The organism is Streptomyces sp. NPDC048419 (genome assembly GCF_043200415.1).
Lineage (GTDB): Bacteria > Actinomycetota > Actinomycetes > Streptomycetales > Streptomycetaceae > Streptomyces.
Map to the genome: position 1 here is coordinate 317,615 of NZ_JBICXT010000003.1, position 22,841 is coordinate 340,455.

General features: G+C 71.3%; 21 protein-coding genes. 13 read left to right on the forward strand and 8 right to left on the reverse strand.

Annotated features, from left to right (window positions below; genetic code table 11):
• The first annotated feature begins 149 nt into the window (after positions 1 to 149).
• The 8 genes from ACGFYN_RS09140 to ACGFYN_RS09175 are packed head-to-tail and all read left to right on the forward strand — an operon-like array spanning position 150 to position 9,064.
• On the forward strand, positions 150 to 2,828 hold the full coding sequence (locus ACGFYN_RS09140; protein WP_393865134.1) for a YfhO family protein: 2,679 nt from the start codon (positions 150 to 152) through the stop codon (positions 2,826 to 2,828).
• 24 nt (positions 2,829 to 2,852) lie between these two features.
• Positions 2,853 to 3,803, forward strand: a complete 951-nt coding sequence (locus tag ACGFYN_RS09145) for a glycosyltransferase family 2 protein (RefSeq protein ID WP_393865135.1) — start codon at positions 2,853 to 2,855, stop codon at positions 3,801 to 3,803.
• The gene (locus tag ACGFYN_RS09150; protein WP_393865136.1) at positions 3,803 to 4,198 is read left to right on the forward strand and encodes a GtrA family protein; all 396 of its coding nucleotides are present in this window, start codon (positions 3,803 to 3,805) and stop codon (positions 4,196 to 4,198) included. The genes ACGFYN_RS09145 and ACGFYN_RS09150 overlap by 1 nt, the downstream gene beginning before the upstream one ends.
• Before the next feature lie 44 nt (positions 4,199 to 4,242).
• The gene (argC, locus tag ACGFYN_RS09155) at positions 4,243 to 5,271 is read left to right on the forward strand and encodes an N-acetyl-gamma-glutamyl-phosphate reductase (RefSeq protein WP_393865137.1); all 1,029 of its coding nucleotides are present in this window, start codon (positions 4,243 to 4,245) and stop codon (positions 5,269 to 5,271) included.
• Positions 5,268 to 6,419, forward strand: coding sequence for a bifunctional glutamate N-acetyltransferase/amino-acid acetyltransferase ArgJ (gene argJ, locus ACGFYN_RS09160; protein WP_393865138.1), 1,152 nt, complete (start codon positions 5,268 to 5,270; stop codon positions 6,417 to 6,419). Before argC ends, argJ begins: the two co-directional genes overlap by 4 nt.
• Positions 6,416 to 7,324 (forward strand): acetylglutamate kinase, encoded by a 909-nt coding sequence (gene argB, locus ACGFYN_RS09165; RefSeq protein ID WP_393865139.1) that lies wholly within the window; start codon positions 6,416 to 6,418, stop codon positions 7,322 to 7,324. The genes argJ and argB overlap by 4 nt, the downstream gene beginning before the upstream one ends.
• Positions 7,321 to 8,517 carry an acetylornithine transaminase gene (locus ACGFYN_RS09170; RefSeq protein WP_393865140.1) on the forward strand — a complete coding sequence of 399 codons (1,197 nt, stop codon included), beginning with the start codon at positions 7,321 to 7,323 and terminating at the stop codon, positions 8,515 to 8,517. Before argB ends, ACGFYN_RS09170 begins: the two co-directional genes overlap by 4 nt.
• A 7-nt stretch (positions 8,518 to 8,524) precedes the next feature.
• Positions 8,525 to 9,064 carry an arginine repressor gene (locus tag ACGFYN_RS09175; protein WP_393865141.1) on the forward strand — a complete coding sequence of 180 codons (540 nt, stop codon included), beginning with the start codon at positions 8,525 to 8,527 and terminating at the stop codon, positions 9,062 to 9,064.
• A gap of 85 nt (positions 9,065 to 9,149) precedes the next feature.
• On the opposite strand, the gene ACGFYN_RS09180 is transcribed toward ACGFYN_RS09175, so the two are convergent.
• From ACGFYN_RS09180 to ACGFYN_RS09200, 5 genes are all read right to left on the reverse strand, one after another.
• Positions 9,150 to 9,941 carry an FAD:protein FMN transferase gene (locus ACGFYN_RS09180; protein WP_393865326.1) on the reverse strand — a complete coding sequence of 264 codons (792 nt, stop codon included), beginning with the start codon at positions 9,939 to 9,941 and terminating at the stop codon, positions 9,150 to 9,152.
• A 4-nt stretch (positions 9,942 to 9,945) separates the two neighbouring features.
• Positions 9,946 to 10,767, reverse strand: a complete 822-nt coding sequence (locus ACGFYN_RS09185; protein WP_393865142.1) for an FMN-binding protein — start codon at positions 10,765 to 10,767, stop codon at positions 9,946 to 9,948.
• Positions 10,768 to 10,796: 29 nt separating this feature from the next.
• Positions 10,797 to 12,179: a ferric reductase-like transmembrane domain-containing protein gene (locus ACGFYN_RS09190; protein ID WP_393865143.1), complete on the reverse strand. Its 1,383-nt coding sequence runs from the start codon at positions 12,177 to 12,179 to the stop codon at positions 10,797 to 10,799.
• Between the two features lie 76 nt (positions 12,180 to 12,255).
• Complete coding sequence (locus ACGFYN_RS09195; protein ID WP_393865144.1) at positions 12,256 to 12,720, reverse strand: FMN-binding protein; 465 nt, start codon at positions 12,718 to 12,720, stop codon at positions 12,256 to 12,258.
• A 19-nt stretch (positions 12,721 to 12,739) separates the two neighbouring features.
• Entirely contained in the window at positions 12,740 to 14,092 is a 1,353-nt protein-coding gene (locus tag ACGFYN_RS09200; RefSeq protein WP_393865145.1) for a ferric reductase-like transmembrane domain-containing protein, read from the reverse strand.
• A gap of 149 nt (positions 14,093 to 14,241) precedes the next feature.
• Here ACGFYN_RS09200 and ACGFYN_RS09205 point away from each other — a divergent pair, with 149 nt between their 5' ends.
• Both ACGFYN_RS09205 and ACGFYN_RS09210 read left to right on the forward strand, forming a co-directional pair.
• A complete protein-coding gene (locus ACGFYN_RS09205) occupies positions 14,242 to 14,982 on the forward strand; it encodes a response regulator transcription factor (RefSeq protein ID WP_393865146.1) in 741 nt (246 codons plus the stop codon).
• Positions 14,979 to 16,433, forward strand: coding sequence for a sensor histidine kinase (locus ACGFYN_RS09210; RefSeq protein ID WP_393865147.1), 1,455 nt, complete (start codon positions 14,979 to 14,981; stop codon positions 16,431 to 16,433). Before ACGFYN_RS09205 ends, ACGFYN_RS09210 begins: the two co-directional genes overlap by 4 nt.
• Here ACGFYN_RS09210 and ACGFYN_RS09215 read toward each other — a convergent pair.
• From ACGFYN_RS09215 to ACGFYN_RS09225, 3 genes are all read right to left on the reverse strand, one after another.
• The gene (locus tag ACGFYN_RS09215) at positions 16,420 to 17,121 is read right to left on the reverse strand and encodes a L,D-transpeptidase family protein (protein ID WP_393865148.1); all 702 of its coding nucleotides are present in this window, start codon (positions 17,119 to 17,121) and stop codon (positions 16,420 to 16,422) included. The genes ACGFYN_RS09210 and ACGFYN_RS09215 overlap by 14 nt on opposite strands.
• A 3-nt stretch (positions 17,122 to 17,124) precedes the next feature.
• Positions 17,125 to 17,712 (reverse strand): pyridoxamine 5'-phosphate oxidase family protein, encoded by a 588-nt coding sequence (locus tag ACGFYN_RS09220; protein WP_393865149.1) that lies wholly within the window; start codon positions 17,710 to 17,712, stop codon positions 17,125 to 17,127.
• Between the two features lie 120 nt (positions 17,713 to 17,832).
• Complete coding sequence (locus ACGFYN_RS09225; protein ID WP_393865150.1) at positions 17,833 to 18,711, reverse strand: hypothetical protein; 879 nt, start codon at positions 18,709 to 18,711, stop codon at positions 17,833 to 17,835.
• 263 nt (positions 18,712 to 18,974) lie between these two features.
• Between ACGFYN_RS09225 and ACGFYN_RS09230 the strand changes: the two genes are divergently transcribed.
• The 3 genes from ACGFYN_RS09230 (at position 18,975) to ACGFYN_RS09240 (ending at position 22,767) form a co-directional block, all read left to right on the forward strand.
• Entirely contained in the window at positions 18,975 to 20,171 is a 1,197-nt protein-coding gene (locus tag ACGFYN_RS09230) for an argininosuccinate synthase (protein WP_393865151.1), read from the forward strand.
• 62 nt (positions 20,172 to 20,233) lie between these two features.
• Entirely contained in the window at positions 20,234 to 21,664 is a 1,431-nt protein-coding gene (gene argH, locus ACGFYN_RS09235) for an argininosuccinate lyase (RefSeq protein WP_393865152.1), read from the forward strand.
• A 131-nt stretch (positions 21,665 to 21,795) separates the two neighbouring features.
• The gene (locus ACGFYN_RS09240) at positions 21,796 to 22,767 is read left to right on the forward strand and encodes an aldo/keto reductase (protein ID WP_393865153.1); all 972 of its coding nucleotides are present in this window, start codon (positions 21,796 to 21,798) and stop codon (positions 22,765 to 22,767) included.
• The last annotated feature ends 74 nt before the right edge of the window (positions 22,768 to 22,841 follow it).

The window sequence follows — 22,841 nt, forward strand, 5'->3', positions numbered from 1 at the left end:
GGAAAGTCCTGTTTCCCTGTCGTTCACTCTTCTATAAATCCCCGCTCGTATTCGGAATTGACGTCACCACTTTTCATGGTCGGCACAACCAATCCGAATGACGGACCGTCTGACCGGTCGAATCGATAAACCGCGGGGAGTAACAAGCAATGAAACGCCCGACCCTGTCCGCGGCCGTTTCGAGTGACCATTTCGCACCGAGGAAGGCCGCGGCACTGCTCGCGGCCCTCATCACCGTCACCGCGCTCTGCGTCGCCGACACGGCCGCCCGCAGCTATCCGTTCGGCCCGAACACACGCAGCGTCAACGACCTCGGCAACCAGTACGTGCCGTTCCACGCCCACCTCTGGGACCTGCTGCACGGACGGGCCGACGGCGGAATCCTCGTCAACTGGCAGTCCGGCTACGGCTCCAGCTTCCTGCCGGACTTCGGCACCTATCTGAGCAGCCCCTTCGCACTGCTCGTCGGCGTCTTCCCGCGGGACGAGATCGACCTCGCGGTGTACGTGGTCACCGTGCTGAAGACGGCCTGCGCGGGTGCCGCGACGGCCTGGCTGCTGCTGAGGCTGCGCCGCGGGCGCTGGTGGGGCGCGGCGCTGCTCGGCGCCTCGTACGCGCTGTGCGGCTGGAGCGTCGCGGTCGGCTCGTACAACCCGATGTGGCTCGACGGCCTGATCGCGCTGCCGCTGCTGTGCCTGGTGGGGGAGTGGACGCGGCAGGGCCGGCGCCCCCTGCTGGGCGTACTGGTGGTCACCCTGGTCTGGGTCGCCAATTTCTACACCGCCTACATGGCCACCCTCGCCGCCGGTCTGGTGCTGCTGCTCAGGCTGTGGCTCGCCCGGCTCACGCGCCGGCAGCGCCTCGTGGCCGCGGGACGCGCCGCGGTCACCGTCCTGCTCGGGGTGGGCCTCGCCGCCCCGCTGCTGACCGTCGTGTACTTCGGCACCAAGCACGCCTACCCGGGCCGGCTGGTGCGGTTCAGGCCGGTGGCGACGGAGGACCTGCTGGCCCGGCTGCTGCCGACCACGTACAGCTTCAGCAGTCCGGCCGTCTACGCCGGGACCGCGGCGCTCGTCCTCGCCCTCGCCCTGCCCTTCCACCGCGGGGTGCCCCGCCGCGTGCGCGCCGGCTGGACGCTGCTGTCCGTCGCGGTCGCGCTGTCGCTCCAGTGGGGTCCGACCCAGCTGGTCTGGCACGCCTTCGCCACCCCGCAGGGCAGCGCCTACCGCGAGGCCTTCGTGCTGTGCGCGCTGCTGGTGATGGGCGCCTGGCACGCGCTGGCGTACGGACCGCCGGACCTGCGCGCCCTGGGCGCGGCGGGCGGGCTGCTGGTGCTGATCACCGCCGTCGCGAGCCGCAGCGCCCTCGTGCACCCCGTCACCTGGGCGGTGTTCCTGCTCGCGGTCCTCGGGGCGTTCGGCGGGCTGACGCTGCTGCGGTACACGGACGGCGCCCGGTGCACGGGGGGCGACCGAGCCACGGGAGGGCGTCCCCGCGGGGACGGCGGACGCCGGGTCGTGCTCGCCGGCCTCGCCCTCGCCCTGCTCTTCGGCGGGCAGTTCGGGGAGGCGATGGCCACCTCCGCCGTCGCCACCCGGCTGCGGCTCGGGCACATGGACGACTACGCGCCCTGGGGAGCACGCCAGGAGGCACAGGCGAAGGTGATCGCCCGGGCCGACGGCTGGCCCCGGTACCGTACCGACCCGGGCCGCGAACAGACCGTCGGCAACGACCCGTTGACGGTCGGCGGCCAGGGCGCCCAGTACTACAGCAGCCTCACCTCGGACGTCCTCAGCCGTACGCTCACCGCCCTGGGCGGCGGCTGGAACTCCCGCGGCCGCAGCATCCAGAGCCTCGACAACGCCGTCACCGACGCGATCTTCTCCGTCGGCGCACGGGTGCACTCCCCGCCGGACCCGCACCAGAACTGGTTCGACCAGGACGGCAGCGGGCCCACGGCGACCCGGCAGGACGTGCCGCCCTTGGTCACCCTGCACCCCGCGGGGGCGCCCGACGCCGGCTGGGGTCCGTCGCCGTACCGCAACCAGGAACTCCTGCTGGGCGCCCGCGTCTACACCGTTCCGCGCATCACCGTGCGGACCGGCAAGGGCCTGCCGCCGAGTCCAGACCCCAAGCACCCCGGGCTGCTGGTCGGCGTGCCCGACCCCGGAACCGCGCGGCAGCCGACCGTCACGGCCGGCTGCCCGGCCGGCAGCGAGGTCTACCTGTGGGCGCCGCACTTCTGGGGCACCGCGCAGCTGGCCGACGGGGGTCCCACCGGGCGGTTCAGGTCGGACGTCCGCGTCACCAAGATCGCCGCCATGCAGCGGCTGGGCACGGTCCCGGCCTCGGGCCGGGTGCACATCGACCTGACCCCGAAAGGCACCGGCACCGTCCCCGACGGCGCGGTCGGCTGCCTGGACACCGCCCGGCTGCACACCGCCGTAGCCCGCCTCAAGGCCACCGGAGCCACCCGGGTGACCGTCTCCGGCGATTCCGTCAGCGCCCGACTGCCCAGTGGGAGCAGGGGAGTTGCCGTCGTGGCGGCGCCCCGCATCGCCGGCTGGCGCTGTGCCGCGGGCGACGGCGACGCCCGGCCCGCGGGGGCGTACCACGGCCTGATCGCCGTGCCCGTCGACGGCTCCGCCACCACTGTCACCTGCACCTTCCACCCGCCCGGGCTGCGGCTCGGCACGGCCGTCGGGGCCGCCTCGCTGCTGACCCTGGCCCTGCTCGGCATCCTCGCCGCCGTCCGCAGACGGCGCCCCGACGCACCGCCGCCCACCACGACCACCCGACCGCGCGAGCCCGTGACCGGCGCTCTCTGACCGCGTCCTTGGGGGATAACAACCATGCTCATATCGATCGTCGCACCCTGCTACAACGAGGAAGACGTCATCGAGCTCTTCCACGACCAGGTCCAGCAGGTCGCGGACCAACTGCTGCCGCTGGGCCACGACATGGAGTTCGTGTACGTCGACGACAGCAGCCGCGACCGTACGCTCGCCGCTCTGGAGCGGCTCGCCGGCCGGGACGCGCGCGTGCGGTACGTCTCCTTCAGCCGCAACTTCGGCAAGGAGGCGGCGCTGCTCGCCGGACTGCGCCACGCCTTGGGGGACTCCGTGGTCGTCATGGACTCGGACCTGCAGCATCCGCCCGAACTCATCGCACGCATGGTGGAGTTGAGCGAGCAGGGCCACGACCAGGTCATCGCCAGGCGCACCAGGACCGGCGACCCGATGGCCCGCACCCTCACCGCCCGTCTCTACTACCGGCTCGTCAACCGCCTCGTCGATGTCGAACTCGTCGACGGAGTGGGCGACTTCAGGATGCTGTCGCGCCGCGTGGTGGACGCGATCGTGGACCTCAGCGAGTACAACCGCTTCTCCAAGGGCCTGTTCGCCTGGGTCGGCTTCCCGAGCACCACCTTCGAGTACGAGAACGCCGCCCGCGGGGCCGGCCGCAGCTCCTGGAGCCTGCGCGGCCTGCTCAACTACGGAATCGACGGGCTGCTCTCCTTCAACAACAGGCCGCTGCGCGCCGCCCTGCATCTGGGCATGGTCCTGCTGACGATCGCCGGCCTGTACACCGCGTGGATCGTCGGCGCCGCGCTCGTCAACGGAGTGCAGACCCCCGGCTACGTCACGATCATCACCGCCGTCACGGGAGTCGCCGGCGTTCAGATGATCATGCTCGGGGTCATCGGGGAGTACACCGGACGTATCTACTACGAGGTCAAACGGCGCCCGCACTTCCTGGTGAAGGCGACCAACGTGGACCGGGCGAAGGACCTCGTTCCCTGATGGCCGGGCAGACGAACAGGCAGCTGTTCACCTTCGCCGTGATCGGTGTCGTCAACACCGGTACGTATTACTGCGCCTACCTTCCGCTACTCACCCGAATCCCTTATCTCGTCGCCCATATTCTCGCGACTGCGATCAGTCTCACCGGTTCGTTTTTCCTCAATGCGCGATTCACCTACCGCACGCGCCCGACGCTGCGGAAATTCCTGCTGTTTCCCCTGACCAACGCGGCGAATTTCGTCATCACGACGGCGGGCGTCTACGTGCTGGTCGACCTGCTGCACTTCAGCAGCCGCTGGGCCCCGCTGCTCGCCTCCCTGGGGGCGATCCCGGTGACGTTCGTCGTGTCCCGCCGGATCATGCTCCCGAAGGCCGACCAGGCTCGGATTGCATAAACGTGCAGCGAAACGTATAGTCATGCCATCTAGAGGAGGGTGACATGACGGTACGTGTGGCAGTGGCCGGAGCGAGCGGATATGCGGGCGGAGAGCTCCTGCGTCTGCTCCTGGCGCACCCGGAGACCGAGATCGGGGCCCTGACCGGCAACTCCAACGCGGGTCAGCCGCTCGGCGCGCTCCAGCCGCACCTGCTGCCGCTGGCCGGACGGGTGCTCCAGGAGACCACCCCCGAGGTCCTCGCGGGGCACGATGTCGTCTTCCTCGCCCTGCCCCACGGCCAGTCCGCCGCCGTCGCCGAGCAGCTCGGCCCGGACGTGCTCGTGGTCGACATGGGCGCCGACTTCCGGCTCAAGGACGCGGCCGACTGGGAGCGGTTCTACGGCTCCGCACACGCGGGGACCTGGCCGTACGGCCTCCCCGAACTGCCGGGTGCCCGCTCTGCGCTGGAGGGGTCCAAGCGCATCGCGGTGCCCGGTTGCTACCCGACCGCCGCCACCCTGGCCCTCTTCCCGGCCTACGCCGCCGGGCTCGCGCGGAACGAGGCCGTGATCGTCGCCGCGTCCGGCACCTCCGGCGCCGGCAAGGCGCCCAAGGCGCACCTGCTGGGCAGCGAGGTCATGGGGTCCATGACGCCCTACGGCGTCGGCGGCGGTCACCGGCACACGCCCGAGATGATCCAGAACCTCAGCGGGGTGGCGGGCGAGAGCGTGAGCGTCTCCTTCACGCCGACCCTCGCGCCGATGCCCCGCGGCATCCTCGCCACGTGCAGCGCCTCCGCCGTCGCGGGCGTGACGGCCGAGTCCGTGCGCGCCGCCTACGAGAAGGCCTACGCCGACGAGCCCTTCGTCCACCTGCTGCCCGAGGGCCGGTGGCCCGCCACGGCGTCCGTCTACGGTTCCAACGCCGTTCAGGTGCAGGTCGCGTACGACGAGGCGGCGGGCCGCATCATCGCGATCAGCGCCATCGACAACCTCACCAAGGGCACCGCGGGCGGTGCCGTCCAGAGCATGAACCTCGCCCTCGGGCTCGACGAGTCCACGGGGCTGACGACGATCGGAGTTGCGCCGTGAGCGTGACGGCAGCAAGGGGATTCACGGCCGCGGGCATCGCCGCCGGAATCAAGGAGAACGGCAACCCGGACCTGGCCCTCGTGGTCAACACCGGACCCCGCCGCGCCGCCGCCGGCGTCTTCACCTCCAACCGCGTGAAGGCCGCTCCGGTGCTCTGGTCCGAGCAGGTCGTCAGCAGCGGCCAGGTCTCGGCGGTCGTCCTCAACTCGGGCGGGGCCAACGCCTGTACGGGTCCCAAGGGCTTCCAGGACACGCACGCCACCGCCGAGAAGGTGGCCGAGGTGCTCGGCCGCGGCGCGATCGAGATCGCCGTCTGCTCGACCGGACTCATCGGCGTGCTGCTCCCGATGGACAAGCTGCTCCCGGGAGTCGGGACGGCCGCGGCCCAGCTGTCCGAGCACGGCGGCGAGAAGGCCGCCATCGCCATCAAGACCACCGACTCCGTCCACAAGACGTCCGTCGTGACGAAGGACGGCTGGACCGTCGGCGGCATGGCCAAGGGCGCGGGCATGCTCGCCCCCGGCCTCGCCACCATGCTGGTCGTCCTCACCACGGACGCGGTCGTCGAGAGCGACGTGCTGGACCAGGCCCTGCGGGCCGCCACCAAGGTCACCTTCGACCGGGTCGACTCCGACGGCTGCATGTCCACCAACGACACCGTGCTGCTGCTCGCCTCCGGCGCCTGCGAAGTCACCCCGCCGTACACGGAGTTCGCCGAGGCCGTACGGCAGGTCTGCGACGACCTCGGCCAGCAGCTGATCCGGGACGCCGAGGGCGCCAGCAAGGACATCAAGGTCGAGGTGGTCAACGCCGCGAGCGAGGACGACGCCGTCGAGGTGGGCCGCTCCATCGCCCGCAACAACCTCCTCAAGTGCGCGATCCACGGCGAGGACCCCAACTGGGGCCGCGTGCTCTCCGCGATCGGCACGACCAGGGCCGCCTTCGAGCCCGACCGCCTGAACGTCGCCATCAACGGCGTCTGGGTCTGCAAGAACGGCGGCGTCGGCGAGGACCGCGAGAAGGTCGACATGCGCTACCGCGAGGTGCACATCGTCGCCGACCTCGCCGCCGGATCCGAGACCGCCACGATCTGGACCAACGACCTGACCGCCGACTACGTCCACGAGAACAGCGCCTACTCCTCATGAGCACCACGCGAAAGCACACCGCGCTCCCCAAGGCCCGGATCCTCATCGAGGCGCTGCCCTGGCTGGTCAAGCACAACGGCAGGACGGTCGTCATCAAGTTCGGCGGCAACGCCATGATCGACGAGGACCTGAAGGCCGCCTTCGCCCAGGACGTCGTCTTCCTGCACCACGCCGGCCTCAAGCCGGTCGTCGTGCACGGCGGCGGCCCGCAGATCAGCGCCGCCCTCGACAAGCACGGCATCGTCAGCGAGTTCAAGGCCGGCCTGCGCGTCACCACCGAGGACGCCATGGACGTCGTACGGATGGTGCTGGCCGGGCAGGTGCAGCGGCAGCTGGTCAACCTGCTCAACGAACACGGGCCGCTGGCGGTGGGGTTGACGGGCGAGGACGCGCACACCATCACCGCCACCAAGCACCGGCCCGAGATCGACGGCGAGTTGGTCGACATCGGGCGGGTGGGCGAGATCACCGCGATCGACACGGGCGCGATCGAGGCCCTGCTCGCCGACGGCCGGATCCCGGTCGTCTCCTCCATCGCCCGCAGTCAGGACGACGGACATGTCTACAACGTCAATGCCGATACGGCGGCCGCGGCACTCGCCGCCGCGCTGGGCGCCGAGACGCTCATGGTCCTCACGGACGTCGAGGGCCTCTACGAGGACTGGCCGAACAGCGACGAGGTCATCAGCCGCCTCACCGCTTCCCAGCTGGAGAAGCTCCTGCCGGACCTGAGCTCCGGCATGGTGCCGAAGATGGAGGGCTGCCTGTACGCCGTGCGCGGCGGTGTCCACACCGCCCGCGTCATCGACGGCCGGGTCCCGCACTCGATCCTGCTGGAGATCTTCACCGACGAGGGCATCGGCACGATGGTCGTGCCCGACGAGCAGACGGGGGATGCCGTATGACCGCCAATCAGGAGTTCGCCCAGCGGTGGCAGGGCGCGCTGATGAACAACTACGGCACCCCGCTGCTGCCCCTGGTGCGCGGCGAGGGCACCAAGGTGTGGGACGCCGACGGCAAGGAGTACCTCGACTTCGTCGGCGGCATCGCGGTCAACGCGCTCGGCCACGCCCACCCGGCGATCGTGGCGGCCGTGAGCGGGCAGATCGCCTCCCTCGGCCACATCTCCAACTTCTTCATGGCGGACCCGACGCTCACGCTCGCCGAGCGGCTGCTCCAGCTCTTCGGCCGCGAGGGCCGGGTCTTCTTCTGCAACTCCGGCGCCGAGGCGAACGAGGCCGCCTTCAAGATCGGCCGGCTCACCGGGCGCACGCATGTCGTGGCCACCGAGGGCGCCTTTCACGGCCGCACCATGGGCGCCCTCGCGATGACCGGCCAGAAGGGCAAGCGGGAGCCGTTCCTGCCGCTGCCGGGCGAGGTCACGCATGTGCCGTTCGGCGACGCGCAGGCCCTCGCGGCCGCCGTCACCGAGGAGACCGCGCTGGTCGTCCTGGAGCCGGTGCAGGGCGAGATCGGCGTCGTCCCCCCGCCGCCCGGCTACCTCAAGGCCGCCCGCGCGATCACCGCCGCGACCGGTGCGCTGCTCGTCCTCGACGAGGTGCAGACCGGTGTCGGCCGTACCGGGCACTGGTTCGAGTACCAGGCGCACGAGGGCGTCCTGCCGGACGTCGTCACCCTCGCCAAGGGCCTCGGCGGCGGACTGCCGCTCGGTGCGACCGTCGCCTTCGGCCGGGCCGCCGAGCTGCTGCAGCCCGGGCACCACGGCACGACCTTCGGCGGCAACCCGGTCGCCTGCGCCGCCGGACTCGCCGTGCTCGACACCATCGAGAACGAGGGGCTGCTGGAGAACGTCAAGCGCCAGAGCGAGAAGTTGCGGGACGGGATCGAGTCCCTGGGCAACCCGTTGATCTCGCATGTCCGGGGGGCGGGCCTCCTCCTGGGTATCGTGCTCACCGAGCCCCTCGCACCCCAGGTGCGCCAGGCGGCTCAGGAGGCCGGATTCCTGGTGAACGCGCCCGCGCCCGACGTCGTACGGCTGATGCCGCCGCTCAATCTCGGCGACGACGAGGTGGACACGTTCCTCCGGGCGCTCCCCGGCGTCCTGGACCAAGCACACGGGGACGGATCCGGAGAATGAGACGACGATGAGTCAGGCGCAGGACGACGCACAGCACGCCGGGCCTGCCGTGCCGCAGACCCGCACCGCACGCCACCGCCGGATCGTGGACATCCTCAACCGGCAACCGGTGCGCTCCCAGAGCCAGTTGGCGAAGCTGCTCGCCGACGACGGGCTGACCGTCACCCAGGCGACGCTCTCCCGGGATCTGGACGAGCTCAACGCGGTGAAGATCCGCAACAACGACGGCGACCTCATCTACGCGGTCCCCAGCGAGGGCGGCTTCCGCACCCCGCGGGCCCCGCTCGGCGAGTCGGCGAAGGAGGAGCGGATGCGGCGGCTCTCCCAGGAACTGCTGATCTCCGCGGAGGCGTCGGCGAACCTGGTGGTGCTGCGGACCCCCCCGGGCGCCGCGCAGTTCCTGGCGTCGGCCATCGACCAGGCCGAGCTGCAGGACATCCTCGGCACCATCGCCGGCGACGACACGCTGCTGCTCATCAGCCGGGAGCCGACCGGCGGCCAGGCGCTCGCGGAGCACCTGCTGCGGCTGGCGCAGAACGGCCACTGACACCCAACGAGTCCGGGGCGCACGGATATCCGTGCGCCCCGGACTCGCATGGGGGTTCTCCGAGGCGGGCGGCCACCCGCCGGCTTCATCCCAGGCGGGCCGCCAGCCCTCCCGTGCAGCGGACCTCGTCGCCCGCCGTGATCAGCAGCGCCTCGACGTCCGGCAGGGACTCCAGCCAGCGCAGCCCGTCCCGCGAACCCATCGCGAACGCGGCCGTGGCCCAGCAGTCCGCCCAGGTCAGCTCCGGGGCCACCACGGTCACCGCCACCAGGTCGGTCACCGCGGAGCGGCCGGTGCGCGGGTCCACGATGTGGGCGCCCCGCTCGGCGGTGCCGGACGTGGCCACCGCCAGCTCGTCGGCGCCCGCCGCGGACACGACCGCCGCGAGGCCGCCCGGGCGCAGCGGGTCGGCCACCCCGACCCGCCAGGGCCGGTGCGGTTCCGGCGAGCCGAGCAGCTGGACGTCGCCGCCGCCGTTCATGCTCACTCCGCACACCCCGGGCGCCGCCGCGAGGAGCCGCGCCGCCTGCTCGGCGGCCCAGCCCTTGACGATGCCGGTCGGATCCAGCCGCCCCTCGTAGCGCATGCTGAACCAGCCGTCGCTCACCCGCTCCGCCTCGGCGCCCAGTTCCAGCACCTCGGCCACCTCGGGATCGCAGCCCTCGACGGTCAGTTCACCCCGTGAGAGGCGGGCGAGCTGGCTGTCGTCGCGGTACATGCTGAACACCTCGTTGACCCGGTGCAGTCCGGCGATCGCCTCCTCCAGCGCCGCCTGCACCGCACCGGGTTCCCCGCCGCGGACGTCGAAGGAGAAGACGGTCCCCATGACCTCCTCCGCATGACGCACCGCGGCGGGAGCTTCTGCCGGTTCGGCCACCGTCTCAGCCACCGGCCTGGTCCAGTGCCGACTGCAGCGACTGCTTGTACCCGGTGCTCGTGTACGTGGCACCCGACACCGAGTCGATCTGCGCGCTGCCGGCCGCCACCGCCTCCTGGTTCAGCTTCGGCACGGCCTGGGCGGTCTTCTGGTCGCTGAGGCCGCCCGTGGGTGCCTGCACCGCGTCGGCCTTGGTGATCTTGCCGTTGCTGACGGTGACACGGACCTGGACGGGCCCGTAGTCGGTCTTGACGAGCTTGCCCGTGACGGTCCTGGCCTGTGCGGCACCGCCGGAGGCCTGCGAGGAGCCGCTGCCGGAAGCGCCGGACGACCCGCCGCTGCTCGAGGACCCGCCGCTCTTGGAGGCCCCGGCGCTCGCCTTCATCTTGTCGATCGCCGACTGCAGCGACTTCTTGTAGCCGGTGCTCGTGTACGTCGCTCCGGACACCGAGTCGATCTGCGCGCTCTGCGCGGCGACCGCCTCCTGGTTGAGCTTGGGCACGGACAGGGCGGTCTTCTGGTCGCTGGTGCCGCCCTTGGGCGCCTGGACCGCGTCGGCCTTGGTGATCTTGCCGTTGCCGACGGTCAGGCGCACCTGGACGTTGCCGTACTCCGTCTGGACCACGTTGCCGTCGACGGTGCCGGACCCGGCCGCCGCGGAACCGCCCTGCGGCGACTCCTGCGCGGCCGCGGTCTGCTGCGGGGCAGCGCCCGCCGCCTCGGCGCTCGAGTCGGACGCCGGTTTCAGCGACAGCAGCAGTACGACGCCCGACACGGTGGCCGCGGTGGCCAGCACGACACGTCGGATGGGGTGACTCTTCCTCATCGCTTCTCAGGCTCCTGAAGTCCCGTCGCTCACATCTCGAACGACTCGTGATGGATGCGGCGGGCGGGCACTCCCGCGCCGCGCAGTGCTTCGTAGACGGACTGGGCGAACCCGGCCGGGCCGCACATGAACACGTCGTGGTCGTCGATGTCGGGCAGTTTCTGCCGCAGCCGCTCCGCCGAGATGTCGGGGCGTTCGCCGTCCGGGCTGTTGACCGCGTACATCAGACGCGCGCCGCGGTCGTCGGCGATGGCGGCGAGCTCGTCCCAGAGCGCCAGGTCCTGCGTGGTGTTGGCCCGGTAGAGCAGCGTGATGTCACCGGCCGCGCCCGGCAGGGTCTCGAACAGCGCCCGCATCGGCGTGATGCCGACGCCGCCCGCGACCAGCAGCACCTTGCCGCGGCTGCGCCGCTGGGCGGTCATCGCGCCGTACGGCCCCTCGGCCCACACCTTGGTGCCGGGCCGCAGCTCGCGCAGCCGGGCGCTGTGGTCACCGATCGCCTTGACGGTGATCCGCAGCACGTCGGGGCGGGGCGCCGCCGACAGCGAGTACGGGTGGGAGCTGAACCGCATGCCCGGCGCCATGAACCGCCAGCGGAAGAACTGCCCCGCCTCGGCGCCCATCCGGTGCAGCTTCCGCCCGCTGATCAGCACGGACACGATGCCCGGCGTCTCCTCGATGACCGCCTCGACCCGCATGCGGTGGCGCAGGTTGAGCCGGAGCGGGGTGAGGATGCGGTACCAGATCACCAGCGCGGTGACGACGCCGTAGAGGGCGTACCAGAAGGTCTTCGCCATCGGCTCGACCGCGAAGTCGTTGCCGGTGGTGATCTGGTGCCAGAACGTCAGGAACACCGCCGCGTACGTCAGCAGATGGACGTGGTACCAGGTGTCGTAGGGCAGCCGGCGGCGGACCGGGGCGATCGAGGTGAGCCCGATGACCACGAACAGGCCCATGCCGATGGCCGCCTTGCCCATGTCCGGCAGCTGGTTGATGGAGTCGATCGTCTGCTGGACGATGTCGCCGAGCGACTTGCCCGCCTGCAGCGCGTAGCCCCACATGGTGAGGAAGACGTGCGCGACGATGAGGCAGAGCGTGTACCGGCCGCTCATCGCGTGCCAGCGCGCCACCCGGTCGGAGCCGACGCGCCGTTCGAGTGCGGGCACGCGCGCCATCTGGAGCACCACGAGCGCCATCAGATAGCCGGCCAGCAGACCGGTGATCCGGCCCGCGTTGAGGATCTTGCCCTTCTCGTCGGCGATGGACGGCGTGTTGTGCCACCACAGCCACAGCACACCGACCGCGCCGGCGCCTACGGCAAGCAGCAGGACGGTCGCCGGGGAGCGGCGCGGGCGGATGCGGCGCATCGTCTGGCGGCGGGCGGCGCGGCCGCCTGCGAGCGTGGTGGTCACTGTTCCTCCGGGGCGGGGGCAAGGGGGGTGGGCGTGGTCCCTTGGCCCAGAGATACGTGCCACGACGCTCGTGCGTTCAGCTGCGTGCCGAGTCGAGTGCGGACTGAAGTGACTGGCGGTAACCGTCACTTGTGTACGTGGCGCCCGACACCGTGTCGATGCTCGCACTCTGGGCCTGGAGAGCCTCGCTGCGCAGCCGCGGCAGCGCGAAGCTGTTGATCTCCTGATCCCGGGGGTTGTCCGTCGGATAGCTGACGGCGGTGACGTCGGCCAGCTTTCCGTTCTTGACCGTGATGCGGACCTGGACGGGACCCCAGCGGGTCTGGACCGTGTCGCCGGTGACCGACTTCGTGCCGGTGACGGAGCCCCCGGACGCGCCGGCGCCGGAGCTGCTCGAACTGCTGGAGGGCGCGGGCACCGCCAGGCCCACATTCGGCGTCGAGTGCGGCTTCAGCGACAGCAGCAGCACCATCCCGGAGACGGTCGCGGCACTCGCCAGAACGATGCGGCGCAGCGGGCGGTTCTTCTTCAACGCGTGCACTTCTACGGCCTCGCAGCTCTCAGAGTTCGAACGACTCGTGGTGGATACGGCGGTCCGGGACCCCGGCGGCGCGCAGCGCCTCGTACAGCTCGCGGGCGAAGCCGTGCGGCCCGCAGAGGTACACGTCGTGCCCGGCCAGGTCCGGGAAGGTCGCGCGCAGCGACCGGGGGGTGAGGCTGGGGCGCCGCCTGTCCGGTCCGTTCAGCGCGTAGAGCACCTTGGCGCCGCGCCAGCGCGCGATGGCCTCCAGCTCCCCGCCCAGGGCGAGGTCCTCGGCCGTGCGCGCCCGGTAGAGGAGGGTGACCTCGCCGGGCAGCGTCTCGAACAGGGCCCGCAGCGGGGTGATGCCGACGCCGCCCGCGATCAGCAGCGACTTCGGCGCGGTCTGCCGGTCCGCGGTCAGCGAGCCGTAGGGGCCCTCCGCCCACACGCGCGTGCCGGGCCGCAGCAGGGAGACGGCCGCGCTGTGGTCGCCGAGCGCCTTGACCGTGATCCGCATCAGGTCCTGCCGCGGCGGCGCCGACAGCGAGTACGGCGTCGACGTCCAGCCCAGGCCCTCGCCGAAGAACCGCCAGCGGAAGAACTGCCCTGCCCGCACGTCGAGTTCGTCCAGGGCGCGGCCCCGCACGACGACCGAGACAACGCCGGGCGCCTCCCTGTGCACCGACTCGACGCGCAGCCGGTGCCGCACGTTCAGTCGCACCGGCGCCAGCATCCGGAACCACAGCACCAGGGCCCCGACACCGAGGTAGAGCGCGTACCAGGCGGCCGTGGCGACGGCGTGGCCGTTGAACTCGTTGCCCAGCGTCAGCTGGTGGAAGAAGGCGAGGAAGACGGCGACGTAGGTGAGCAGATGGACGTAGTACCAGAACTCGTGGCTGATGTGGCGGCGCGCGGCCCGGGCCGAGGTGATGCCGACGGCGAACAGGATCAGCGTGCCGAAGGTCGCCTTCAGCATGTCCGGGTAGTCCAGGACCACGGTGGCCGTCTCGTGCCAGAGGGAGGCGCCGTCCTGGGCGGCGTACCCGAGGAGGATCAGCACGATGTGCGCCACCAGCAGGCAGACCGTGTAGCGGCCGGCCATCGCGTGCCAGCGGGCGACCCGGTCGGAGCCGATGCGCCGCTCCAGCAGCGGCACCCGCGCCATCAGGCCGACCAGCACCGCGCAGGCGTACCCGCACAGCAGCCCGGCGAGCCGCCCGGCCCCGGTCAGCCAGCCGGCCGAGCCGACCACCGACGTGGTGTCCGCCCACCACAGCGCGACCACGGCGGCCGCGCCGGCCCACAGCAGCGCCAGCACGGCACCCGCGGGGGAGCGCCGTGCGGGCGGCGCCACGGCCGGTGCCGCCCGTCGCTCGTAGACCGTGGTCATGTGTGCGTCCTTTCGCCTGTTCCGGACGCAACTGTGCCGGTCGAACCTCTCAGCAACCTCTGAACAGGACCCCACCGAGCGCACTCAGAGGAAACTCAGAGCCTCGCCCGTCGCCCGACGCCCCCGCGAGGGGTGATCCTGGAAGGGCGATGAACACCACCCGCTCCGGCCGCCCCGCCCTGACCCGCCCCGACGGCACGCCCCTGCGCGTCCTCGTCGTCGACGACGACCCGGACCTCGCCGAGGTGCTCTCCGGCGCCCTGCGCTACGAGGGCTGGCGGGTGCACTCGGCCGGCGACGGTGCCTCCGCCCTCACCGAGGCGAGGGAGCTCATGCCGGACGCGGTCGTCCTCGACGTGATGCTCCCCGACACCGACGGCTTCTCGGTGCTGCGCTCCCTGCACGCCGTGAAGCCGGACGTCTGCGTGCTCTTCCTGACCGCACGGGACGCGGTGGAGGACCGGATCGCGGGCATCACCGCGGGCGGCGACGACTACGTCACCAAGCCCTTCAGCCTGGAGGAGGTCGTCGCCCGGATCCGCGGACTGCTGCGCCGCGCCGGCATGGCCCGGCAGCAGGACGAGGGACCGCGGCTGATCGTGGGCGACCTCGTCATGGACGAGGAGGCCCGCGAGGTGACCCGCGCGGGCGCGCTGATCGAGCTGTCCCCGACCGAGTTCGAGCTGCTCCGCTTCCTGATGCGCAACCCCCGCCGGGTCCTCAGCAAGACGCAGATCCTCGACCGGGTGTGGTCCTACGACTTCGGCGGCCGCGCCCACGTCGTCGAGCTGTACATCTCGTATCTGCGCAAGAAGGTGGACGCGGGCCGGGAGCCGATGATCCACACGGTGCGCGGCGCCGGGTACGTCCTCAAGCCGGTGAGCCCATGAGGCTTCAGTGGCGCCGCCTGCCCCTCCCGCGCACGCTGCGGGCCCGGCTCACCGTCGGTCTGGTGGTGCTGCTGGCGATCAGCTGTGCCGCGGTCGGTCTCGCCGCGGTGTTCGAGCTGAACGGCTTCCTCACCAGCCGCCTCGACCAGCAGCTGAGCCAGACGGGCGACCGTTTCGCCGTCAGCCTCGAGCACGGTGGCCAGCTGCCGGACGACCACGACGGCGACGAGCGCGGGGACGACCGCCGGCTGGGCACCGGCACCTTCGGCGCCCGACTGGTCGGCTCCACGGTCACCACGGCGGCGGTCATCCGCCCGGCAGGCATCGTCTACATCACCCCCACACCGCACGACAGGAAGGAGCTCGCCGGTGTCCCGGTCGACGGCAAGGGCCACAACGTCGAGCTCTCCATCGACGACTACCGGGTGACGGCCACCCGGGGTCACGACGGCGACGTCCTGCTCACCGGGCTCCCCCTGGAACCGGTGCAGGCGACCGTCCACCGGCTCGAACTGGTCGCCGGGATCGTCTTCGGCGCCGCCCTCACCCTCACCGGCGTCGCGGGCGCGCTGTGGGTGCGCTGGTCGCTCAGGCCGCTGAGCCGGGTCGCGGCGACCGCCACCCGCGTCAGCGAACTCCCGCTCGCCAGCGGCGAGGTGGCCCTGCCGCCGCGTGCGCCGGAGTCCGACCCGCGCAGCGAGGTGGGCCGGGTCGCCGGGGCCTTCAACCGGATGCTGGGCCACGTCGAGGACGCGCTGACCAAACGGCATGCGAGCGAGGAGCGGCTGCGCAGCTTCGCCGCCGACGCCAGCCACGAGCTGCGCACGCCGGTCGCCACGGTGCGCGGGCACGCGGAGCTCGCCCTGCTGCATCCGGGTCCCGTGCCGCCGCAGGTCACCCGCGCCCTGGAACGCATCGCCGCCGAGTCCGGCCGTATGGGCGCGATGGTCGACGACCTGCTGCTCCTGGCCCGCCTGGACGCCGGACGCCCCCTGGAACGCCGTCCCGTCGACCTGACCCGCCTGGTCCTCGACGCCGTCACGGACGCCCGGGCCACGGGGCCCGGACACCGCTGGACCCTGGAACTCCCCGAGGAGCCGGTCACCGTCACCGGCGACGAGCACCGCCTGCACCAGGTGCTGGCCAACCTGCTGGCCAACGCGCGCGTGCACACTCCCGCCGGCACCAAGGTCTCGGTGTCCCTGGAGACCGAGGGCGACACGGCCGTCCTCACGGTGCACGACGACGGCCCGGGCGTAGCGGAATACATCCGGGACGGCGTCTTCGAGCGCTTCACCCGGGCCGACCGCCGCCGCACCGACGCCCCCGGGGCCGGAGCCGGCCTCGGTCTGTCGATCGTGGCGGCCGTGGTGGAGGCCCACGGCGGGAGCGTGGGTCTGGAGAGCCGGCCGGGTTCGACCGCGTTCACCGTGCGGCTCAGTACCGCGTGATCGCCGTACGCCCGCCCGTCGTCCCGATCGCGATGTGCGGACCCCTTCCCAGGCGCACCCAGGTGAGGATCCGCCGCATCGCGTCAGCCGGTACGGACACACAACCGGCCGTCGCCCCACGCCCGTTGACGTGCAGGAAGATCCCGGCCCCGCGGCCGTGCACCCTGGAGTGGTAGTTGAAGCCGACGACGAGCGCGTACGCGTGCTGCGAGGGGTAGGCGACCAGATGCTCCGACTCGGATGCCCGGCAGTCGGCCGGACGCGGCTCGGTCCAGCGGTTGTAGGAGCGCGAGGCGTTGTCCTCGCACCACCACGAACTCTGATGCACCGGACGGTACTTGTAGACCGTGCCGCTGGGTGCAGCCTTGATGCCGAAGGCGAAGGGCAGGTCGTACAGACCGGTCGGCGTGGTGTTGGTGTTCTGCCTGCGGGACGCGCCCTCGACCAGCCCCTTCGCCCCGAACCGGGCGGCCGCGGAACCGGCCTTCACCCATTTCCCGCCCCGCCGGTCCCACCAGGTGACGGTGCCGGCCGTCGAGCCCGTCCCGGCGGCCACGGCGGTGATCAGCTGCGTGCCGCCCCCGGTGTCGGCCATGCGGGCGGGCAGCGGCGGGCTCGCGGCGGGCGTGGCGCCGAGCATCAGGGCGGAGGCGGACACCAGGGCAGCCGCGGCCAGAGCGGTTCGCATGGCTCAGACCGTAGACGGGGGCAGCGGCAACGGCAGCCCGGGTAGGCCGTCCAGGCTCGTCGCGATGTGCTCCTTCCGGGTGAAGTACTCGCCGAGCGAGACGTCGTCCTCGCGCGCGAAGCGCCTTGCGTGCAGGTCGCGGTCCTCGTCGTACGTCATGAAGGGCACCGCGTAACCGCAGGTGTCGCGGACGAGGTCCGCCGTCACGACGACGACGGCGCGCAGGCCGTGCCGGAAGCCGTCGATGTCCGGGAAGTGGGTGAGCAGTTCCTTGAAGCGCGGGTCGTCACGGAAGACCGGCTCGCCGCGGCCGTGCACGCGCACGATGTTCGGCGGGCCCTGGAAGGCGCACCACATCAGTGTGATGCGGCCGTTCTCCCGCAGGTGCGCGATCGTCTCCGCGTTGGACCCCGCGAAGTCCAGGTAGGCCACGGTGTGTTCGTCGAGCACCGCGAAGGAGCCCTTGAGGCCCTTGGGGGAGAGGTTGACCGTGCCGTCGCCGGACAGGGGCGCGGTCGCGGTGAAGAAGAGGGGCTGCTCCTCGATGAAGGTCCGCAGCCTGCCGTCGATACCCTCGTAAGTTTTTCCCACGCTTCATGATTATGCGCGTAGGTCTTTCGTTTGTCTAAGGAATTACGTCGTCCAGTTGCCGCCTCCGGCCGTGGCCGCCCCGGCCGGCGCTGAATCGGGGCGGCCACAGCGCCTGTCACGTCACTTGGTGAGCGTGCAGGCGGCAAGGGAGTCGAGGCCGGTGGGCTTCTCGGCGGTTCGGCCGATGGCGATCGCGATGCGGTCGACGGTCGACTTCCGCTTGTCGGCGAGCGGGCCGAGGATCGCGTTCTGTACGAAGTTGGGCCCGCCCTGGCCGACCGTGGCCGCGAGCCGCTTGTCGGCTTCGTCTATCTGGGTGTTGAGCAGGGCGAGATTGCGGTCGACCTCGGCCTGGGCGGAGGCGGGGATCGCCGGGAGCTGCGAGGCGACGTCCGGGCAGGTGATGGTGCCGGCGCCGGTGTTCCCGGTCTCCGCCGCCGCGTCGCCGGCGCCGTCCGAGGCCGTCGCACTCGGGGCGGCACTCGCCTGTCCGCCCGTCCCGGCCGCGTCGCCGCCACCCGCCTGGTCACCGGTGCCGGCGGCACCACCACCGGCGTCGAGCGTGCACGGCGCCAGCGCGTCCAGGCCGGTGGGCTTCTCGGCGGTACGGCCGATCGCGGTGGCGATGCGGTTGACGGTGGCGATCCGCTTGTCCTCCAGCGGGCCGAGGATCGCGTTCTGCACGAAGTTGGGTCCGCCCTGGCCGACTGTGGCCGCGAGGCGCTTGTCGGCCTCGTCGATCTGGGTGTTGAGCAGGGCGACGTTGCGGTCGACCTCGGCCTTCGCGGAGGCCGGGATCTGTGGCAGCCGCGAGGCGACGTCCGGGCACGTGATGGTGCCGGGGGACGCGGCCAGGGTCCGGGCGTCGTGCCCGTCGCCCTTGGACGGCGTACCGGCGAGGGCGGTACCGGCGATCACCGCGCCGGACAGTGCCACGGCGGCGGCGCCGCCGATGACCGCCACGCGACGCTTCTTGTACTTCGGAAGAGCCCTGGACATGCGGAGCCTCACTCGGGTCTGGAGTGACGGGGGTGTCACTGCTGTGGCCGGGGTGTACAAACGCGGCGCCTGCGTTCTTGCGTGAGGTACGAGAAAGCGGTTGCTCGCGTTCAAGCGGCCCTTGCATCGGCCCGCATCGGCTCCCGCATCGGCATCGCACCGACACATCGCACCGGCGCATCACGCCGACGTATCGGATTGACGAATCATGCAGAGCTCTGCATACTCATGCATATCAGTGAATGCGGTATGAGGAGAACCCCGTGACCGAGCGCGTCGTACTCGCCTACTCAGGCGGTCTGGACACCTCCGTCGCCATCGGCTGGATCGCCGAGGAGACGGGCGCCGAGGTCATCGCTGTCGCGGTCGACGTCGGCCAGGGCGGCGAGGACCTCGACGTCATCCGCAAGCGCGCCCTCGCCTGCGGCGCGGTGGAGGCCGAAGTGGCCGACGCCAAGGACGAGTTCGCCGAGGAGTACTGCCTCCCGGCGATCAAGGCCAACGCCCTCTACATGGACCGCTATCCGCTCGTCTCCGCGCTCTCCCGGCCGACGATCGTCAAGCATCTAGTCGCCGCCGCCGAGAAGCACGGCGCCACGACCGTCGCCCACGGCTGCACCGGCAAGGGCAACGACCAGGTCCGCTTCGAGGCCGGCATCGTCGCCCTCGCCCCCGGCCTCACCTGCATCGCCCCGGTCCGCGACTACGCGATGACCCGCGACAAGGCGATCGCCTTCTGCGAGGCCAAACAGCTCCCGATCGTGACGACCCGGAAGTCCCCGTACTCCATCGACCAGAACGTCTTCGGACGCGCCGTCGAGACGGGCTTCCTGGAGGACATCTGGAACGCGCCGATCGAGGACGTCTACGAGTACACCTCGAACCCGGCCGCCCAGCGAGAGGCCGACGAGGTCGTCATCACCTTCGAGCAGGGTGCCCCGGTCGCGATCGACGGCAGGCCCGTCACCGTCCTCCAGGCGATCCAGCAGCTCAACGAGCGTGCCGGAGCCCAGGGCGTCGGCCGGATCGACATGGTCGAGGACCGGCTCGTGGGCATCAAGTCCCGCGAGGTGTACGAGGCGCCGGGCGCGATCGCGCTGATCACGGCCCACCAGGAGCTGGAGAACGTCACGGTCGAGCGCGAACTCGCCCGCTACAAGCGGCAGGTGGAACAGCGCTGGGGCGAACTCGTCTACGACGGCCAGTGGTTCTCCCCGCTCAAGCGGGCTCTGGACGGCTTCATCACGGAGGCCAACCAGCATGTCAGCGGCGACATCCGGATGACGCTGCACGGCGGCCGCGCGGTCGTCACCGGCCGGCGCTCCGCGTCGTCGCTCTACGACTTCAACCTCGCCACGTACGACACCGGCGACACCTTCGACCAGGCCGCGGCCAAGGGCTTCATCGACATCTACAGTCTGTCGTCGAGGATCGCGGCACAGCGTCAATCGCGAGCGTAGCCTGACGCGACCTGGCGTGACGTCTGGCCAAATCCGACCAACCCTCCCTAGGAGCAACGCAAGTGAGCAGCAACAGCGGTGACGTTCGGCTCTGGGGCGGCCGTTTCGCCGACGGTCCCGCCGAGGCCCTGGCGAAGCTGTCCGCGTCCGTCCACTTCGACTGGCGGCTCGCGCCGTACGACATCGCCGGGTCCCGAGCCCACGCGCGCGTGCTGCACAAGGCGGGCCTGCTCACCGAGGACGAGCTCCAGCGCATGATCGCCGGCCTCGACCAGCTCGAGGCCGATGTCGCCGACGGCTCCTTCGTGGGCACGATCGCCGACGAGGACGTGCACACCGCCCTGGAGCGGGGCCTGCTGGAGCGGCTCGGCCCCGACCTCGGTGGCAAGCTGCGCGCGGGCCGGTCGAGGAACGACCAGGTGGCGACCCTCTTCCGGATGTGCCTGCGGGACCACGCCCGCACCATCGGCGGCCTGATCGCCGAGCTTCAGGACGCGCTGATCGGCCTCGCGGAGGCCCACCCGGACGTGGCGATGCCCGGCCGCACCCACCTCCAGCACGCCCAGCCGGTGCTGTTCGCCCATCACGTCCTCGCGCATGTGCAGTCCCTCTCCCGGGACGCCGAGCGGCTGCGCCAGTGGGACGAGCGGACCGCGGTGTCTCCGTACGGCTCGGGCGCCCTCGCGGGCTCCTCGCTCGGCCTGGACCCGGAGGCGGTCGCCAAGGAACTCGGCTTCGAGCACGGCAGCTCCGGGAACTCCATCGACGGCACGGCCTCCCGCGACTTCGCCGCCGAGTTCGCCTTCGTCACCGCGATGATCGGCGTGAACCTCTCCCGGATCGCCGAGGAGGTCATCATCTGGAACACGAAGGAGTTCTCCTTCGTGACGCTGCACGACGCCTTCTCCACGGGCTCCTCGATCATGCCGCAGAAGAAGAACCCGGACATCGCGGAGCTGGCGCGGGGCAAGTCGGGCCGCCTCATCGGCAACCTGACCGGCCTGATGGCCACGCTCAAGGCCCTCCCGCTCGCGTACAACCGCGACCTCCAGGAGGACAAGGAGCCGGTCTTCGACTCCATCGACCAGCTGGAGGTGCTGCTCCCGGCCTTCACCGGCATGATGGCGACACTCACCGTGCACCGCGAGCGTATGGAGGAACTGGCCCCGGCCGGCTTCTCCCTCGCCACCGACATCGCCGAGTGGCTGGTCAAGCAGGGCGTGCCCTTCCGGGTCGCCCACGAGGTCGCGGGCGAGTGCGTCAAGGCCGCCGAGGCCGAGGGCAAGGAGCTGGCCGACCTCACGGACGACCAGTTCGCCAAGATCTCCGCCCACCTCACCCCCGAGGTCCGCACGGTCCTCAACGTCCCGGGCGCCCTCGCCTCCCGCAACGGCCGCGGCGGCACGGCCCCGAGCGCCGTCGCGATCCAGCTGGCAGAGGTCAGGACGGACGTGGCGGCCCAGCACGCCTGGGCAACGGCCAGGAAGGCCTAGGTGTGCTGTTCGGGCACCTAGCGGCACGTCCTCCCCGAGCTGCCCGAGCTCTTCGGCGCCCGGTTATTACCGAAGGTCATCGCGGGTACGTTGGTCGGAAGCCGTACCGGACCGACCCGACGGAGCCCGCGATGCCCTTCGCCCGACTGGCAACAGCGACGACCCCCACCTGCCACATCGGCCTCGGCCTTGCCGCGATCGGCCGCCCCGGTTACATCAACCTGGGCCGCACCGAGGACCTCGGAGAGGACCGCAGCGTCGAGACGCTGCGCACGCGTACCCATGAACTCCTCGACGCCGCCTACGTCCAGGGCGTCCGCTACTTCGACGCGGCCCGCTCCTACGGCCGCTCGGAGGAGTTCCTCGCCGACTGGCTGAACGCCCGCCCGAGCTTCGACGACATCGTCGTCGGCAGCAAGTGGGGCTACACCTACACCGCGAGCTGGACCACGGACGCCGAGCGGCACGAGGTCAAGGACCACACCCTTCCGGCGTACGAGCGCCAGCGCGCCGAGACCGCCGAGCTGCTCGGCGACCATCTGGACCTCTACCAGATCCACTCGGTGACCCCCGACAGCCCGGCCCTCACCGACAAGGAACTCCACGCGAAGCTCGCGGAGGCCGCCGCGCAGGGCACGACCATCGGTTTCTCCACCAGCGGCCCCGCCCAGGCGGACGCCATCCGCGCGGCCCTCGCCGTGACGGTCGACGGCGAGCCCCTCTTCCGTACCGTCCAGTCGACGTACAACGCCCTGGAGACCTCGGCCGCTCCCGCCCTCGCCGAGGCGCACGACGCCGGGCTCACGGTGATCGTCAAGGAGAGCATGGCCAACGGCCGCCTCGCGGACGCCCACGCGCCCGAGGCGCTGAAGGCCGTGGCCGCACAGACGTCCCTGGGCTGCGACGCCGTGGCCCTCGCCCTGATCCTGCGCCAGCCCTGGGCCGGCGTCGTCCTGTCCGGCGCCGCGACGGTCAACCAGCTCTCCTCCAACCTGCACGCGGCGGTCGTGGACCTGGACGACGACCAGCTGTCACGGCTCGCGACCCTGGTGGAGGAGCCGGTGGCGTACTGGGAGCAGCGCAGCCGCCTGCCCTGGCACTGAACAGAACCGAGACGGTCGGCCCGCTGAGTCACGTGTGCCCAAGATGAGACATCGGCGTCTCATATGGGTTATGG

Bases quoted from the DNA above. Each gene is read 5' to 3' on its own strand.
- ACGFYN_RS09140 (WP_393865134.1), top strand. From the start codon at position 150: ATGAAACGCCCGACCCTGTCCGCGGCCGTTTCGAGTGACCATTTCGCA.
- ACGFYN_RS09145 (WP_393865135.1), top strand. From the start codon at position 2,853: ATGCTCATATCGATCGTCGCACCCTGCTACAACGAGGAAGACGTCATC.
- ACGFYN_RS09150 (WP_393865136.1), top strand. From the start codon at position 3,803: ATGGCCGGGCAGACGAACAGGCAGCTGTTCACCTTCGCCGTGATCGGT.
- argC (WP_393865137.1), top strand. From the start codon at position 4,243: ATGACGGTACGTGTGGCAGTGGCCGGAGCGAGCGGATATGCGGGCGGA.
- argB (WP_393865139.1), top strand. From the start codon at position 6,416: ATGAGCACCACGCGAAAGCACACCGCGCTCCCCAAGGCCCGGATCCTC.
- ACGFYN_RS09170 (WP_393865140.1), top strand. From the start codon at position 7,321: ATGACCGCCAATCAGGAGTTCGCCCAGCGGTGGCAGGGCGCGCTGATG.
- ACGFYN_RS09175 (WP_393865141.1), top strand. From the start codon at position 8,525: ATGAGTCAGGCGCAGGACGACGCACAGCACGCCGGGCCTGCCGTGCCG.
- ACGFYN_RS09185 (WP_393865142.1), bottom strand. From the start codon at position 10,767: ATGAGGAAGAGTCACCCCATCCGACGTGTCGTGCTGGCCACCGCGGCC.
- ACGFYN_RS09200 (WP_393865145.1), bottom strand. From the start codon at position 14,092: ATGACCACGGTCTACGAGCGACGGGCGGCACCGGCCGTGGCGCCGCCC.
- ACGFYN_RS09205 (WP_393865146.1), top strand. From the start codon at position 14,242: ATGAACACCACCCGCTCCGGCCGCCCCGCCCTGACCCGCCCCGACGGC.
- ACGFYN_RS09210 (WP_393865147.1), top strand. From the start codon at position 14,979: ATGAGGCTTCAGTGGCGCCGCCTGCCCCTCCCGCGCACGCTGCGGGCC.
- ACGFYN_RS09215 (WP_393865148.1), bottom strand. From the start codon at position 17,121: ATGCGAACCGCTCTGGCCGCGGCTGCCCTGGTGTCCGCCTCCGCCCTG.
- ACGFYN_RS09225 (WP_393865150.1), bottom strand. From the start codon at position 18,711: ATGTCCAGGGCTCTTCCGAAGTACAAGAAGCGTCGCGTGGCGGTCATC.
- ACGFYN_RS09240 (WP_393865153.1), top strand. From the start codon at position 21,796: ATGCCCTTCGCCCGACTGGCAACAGCGACGACCCCCACCTGCCACATC.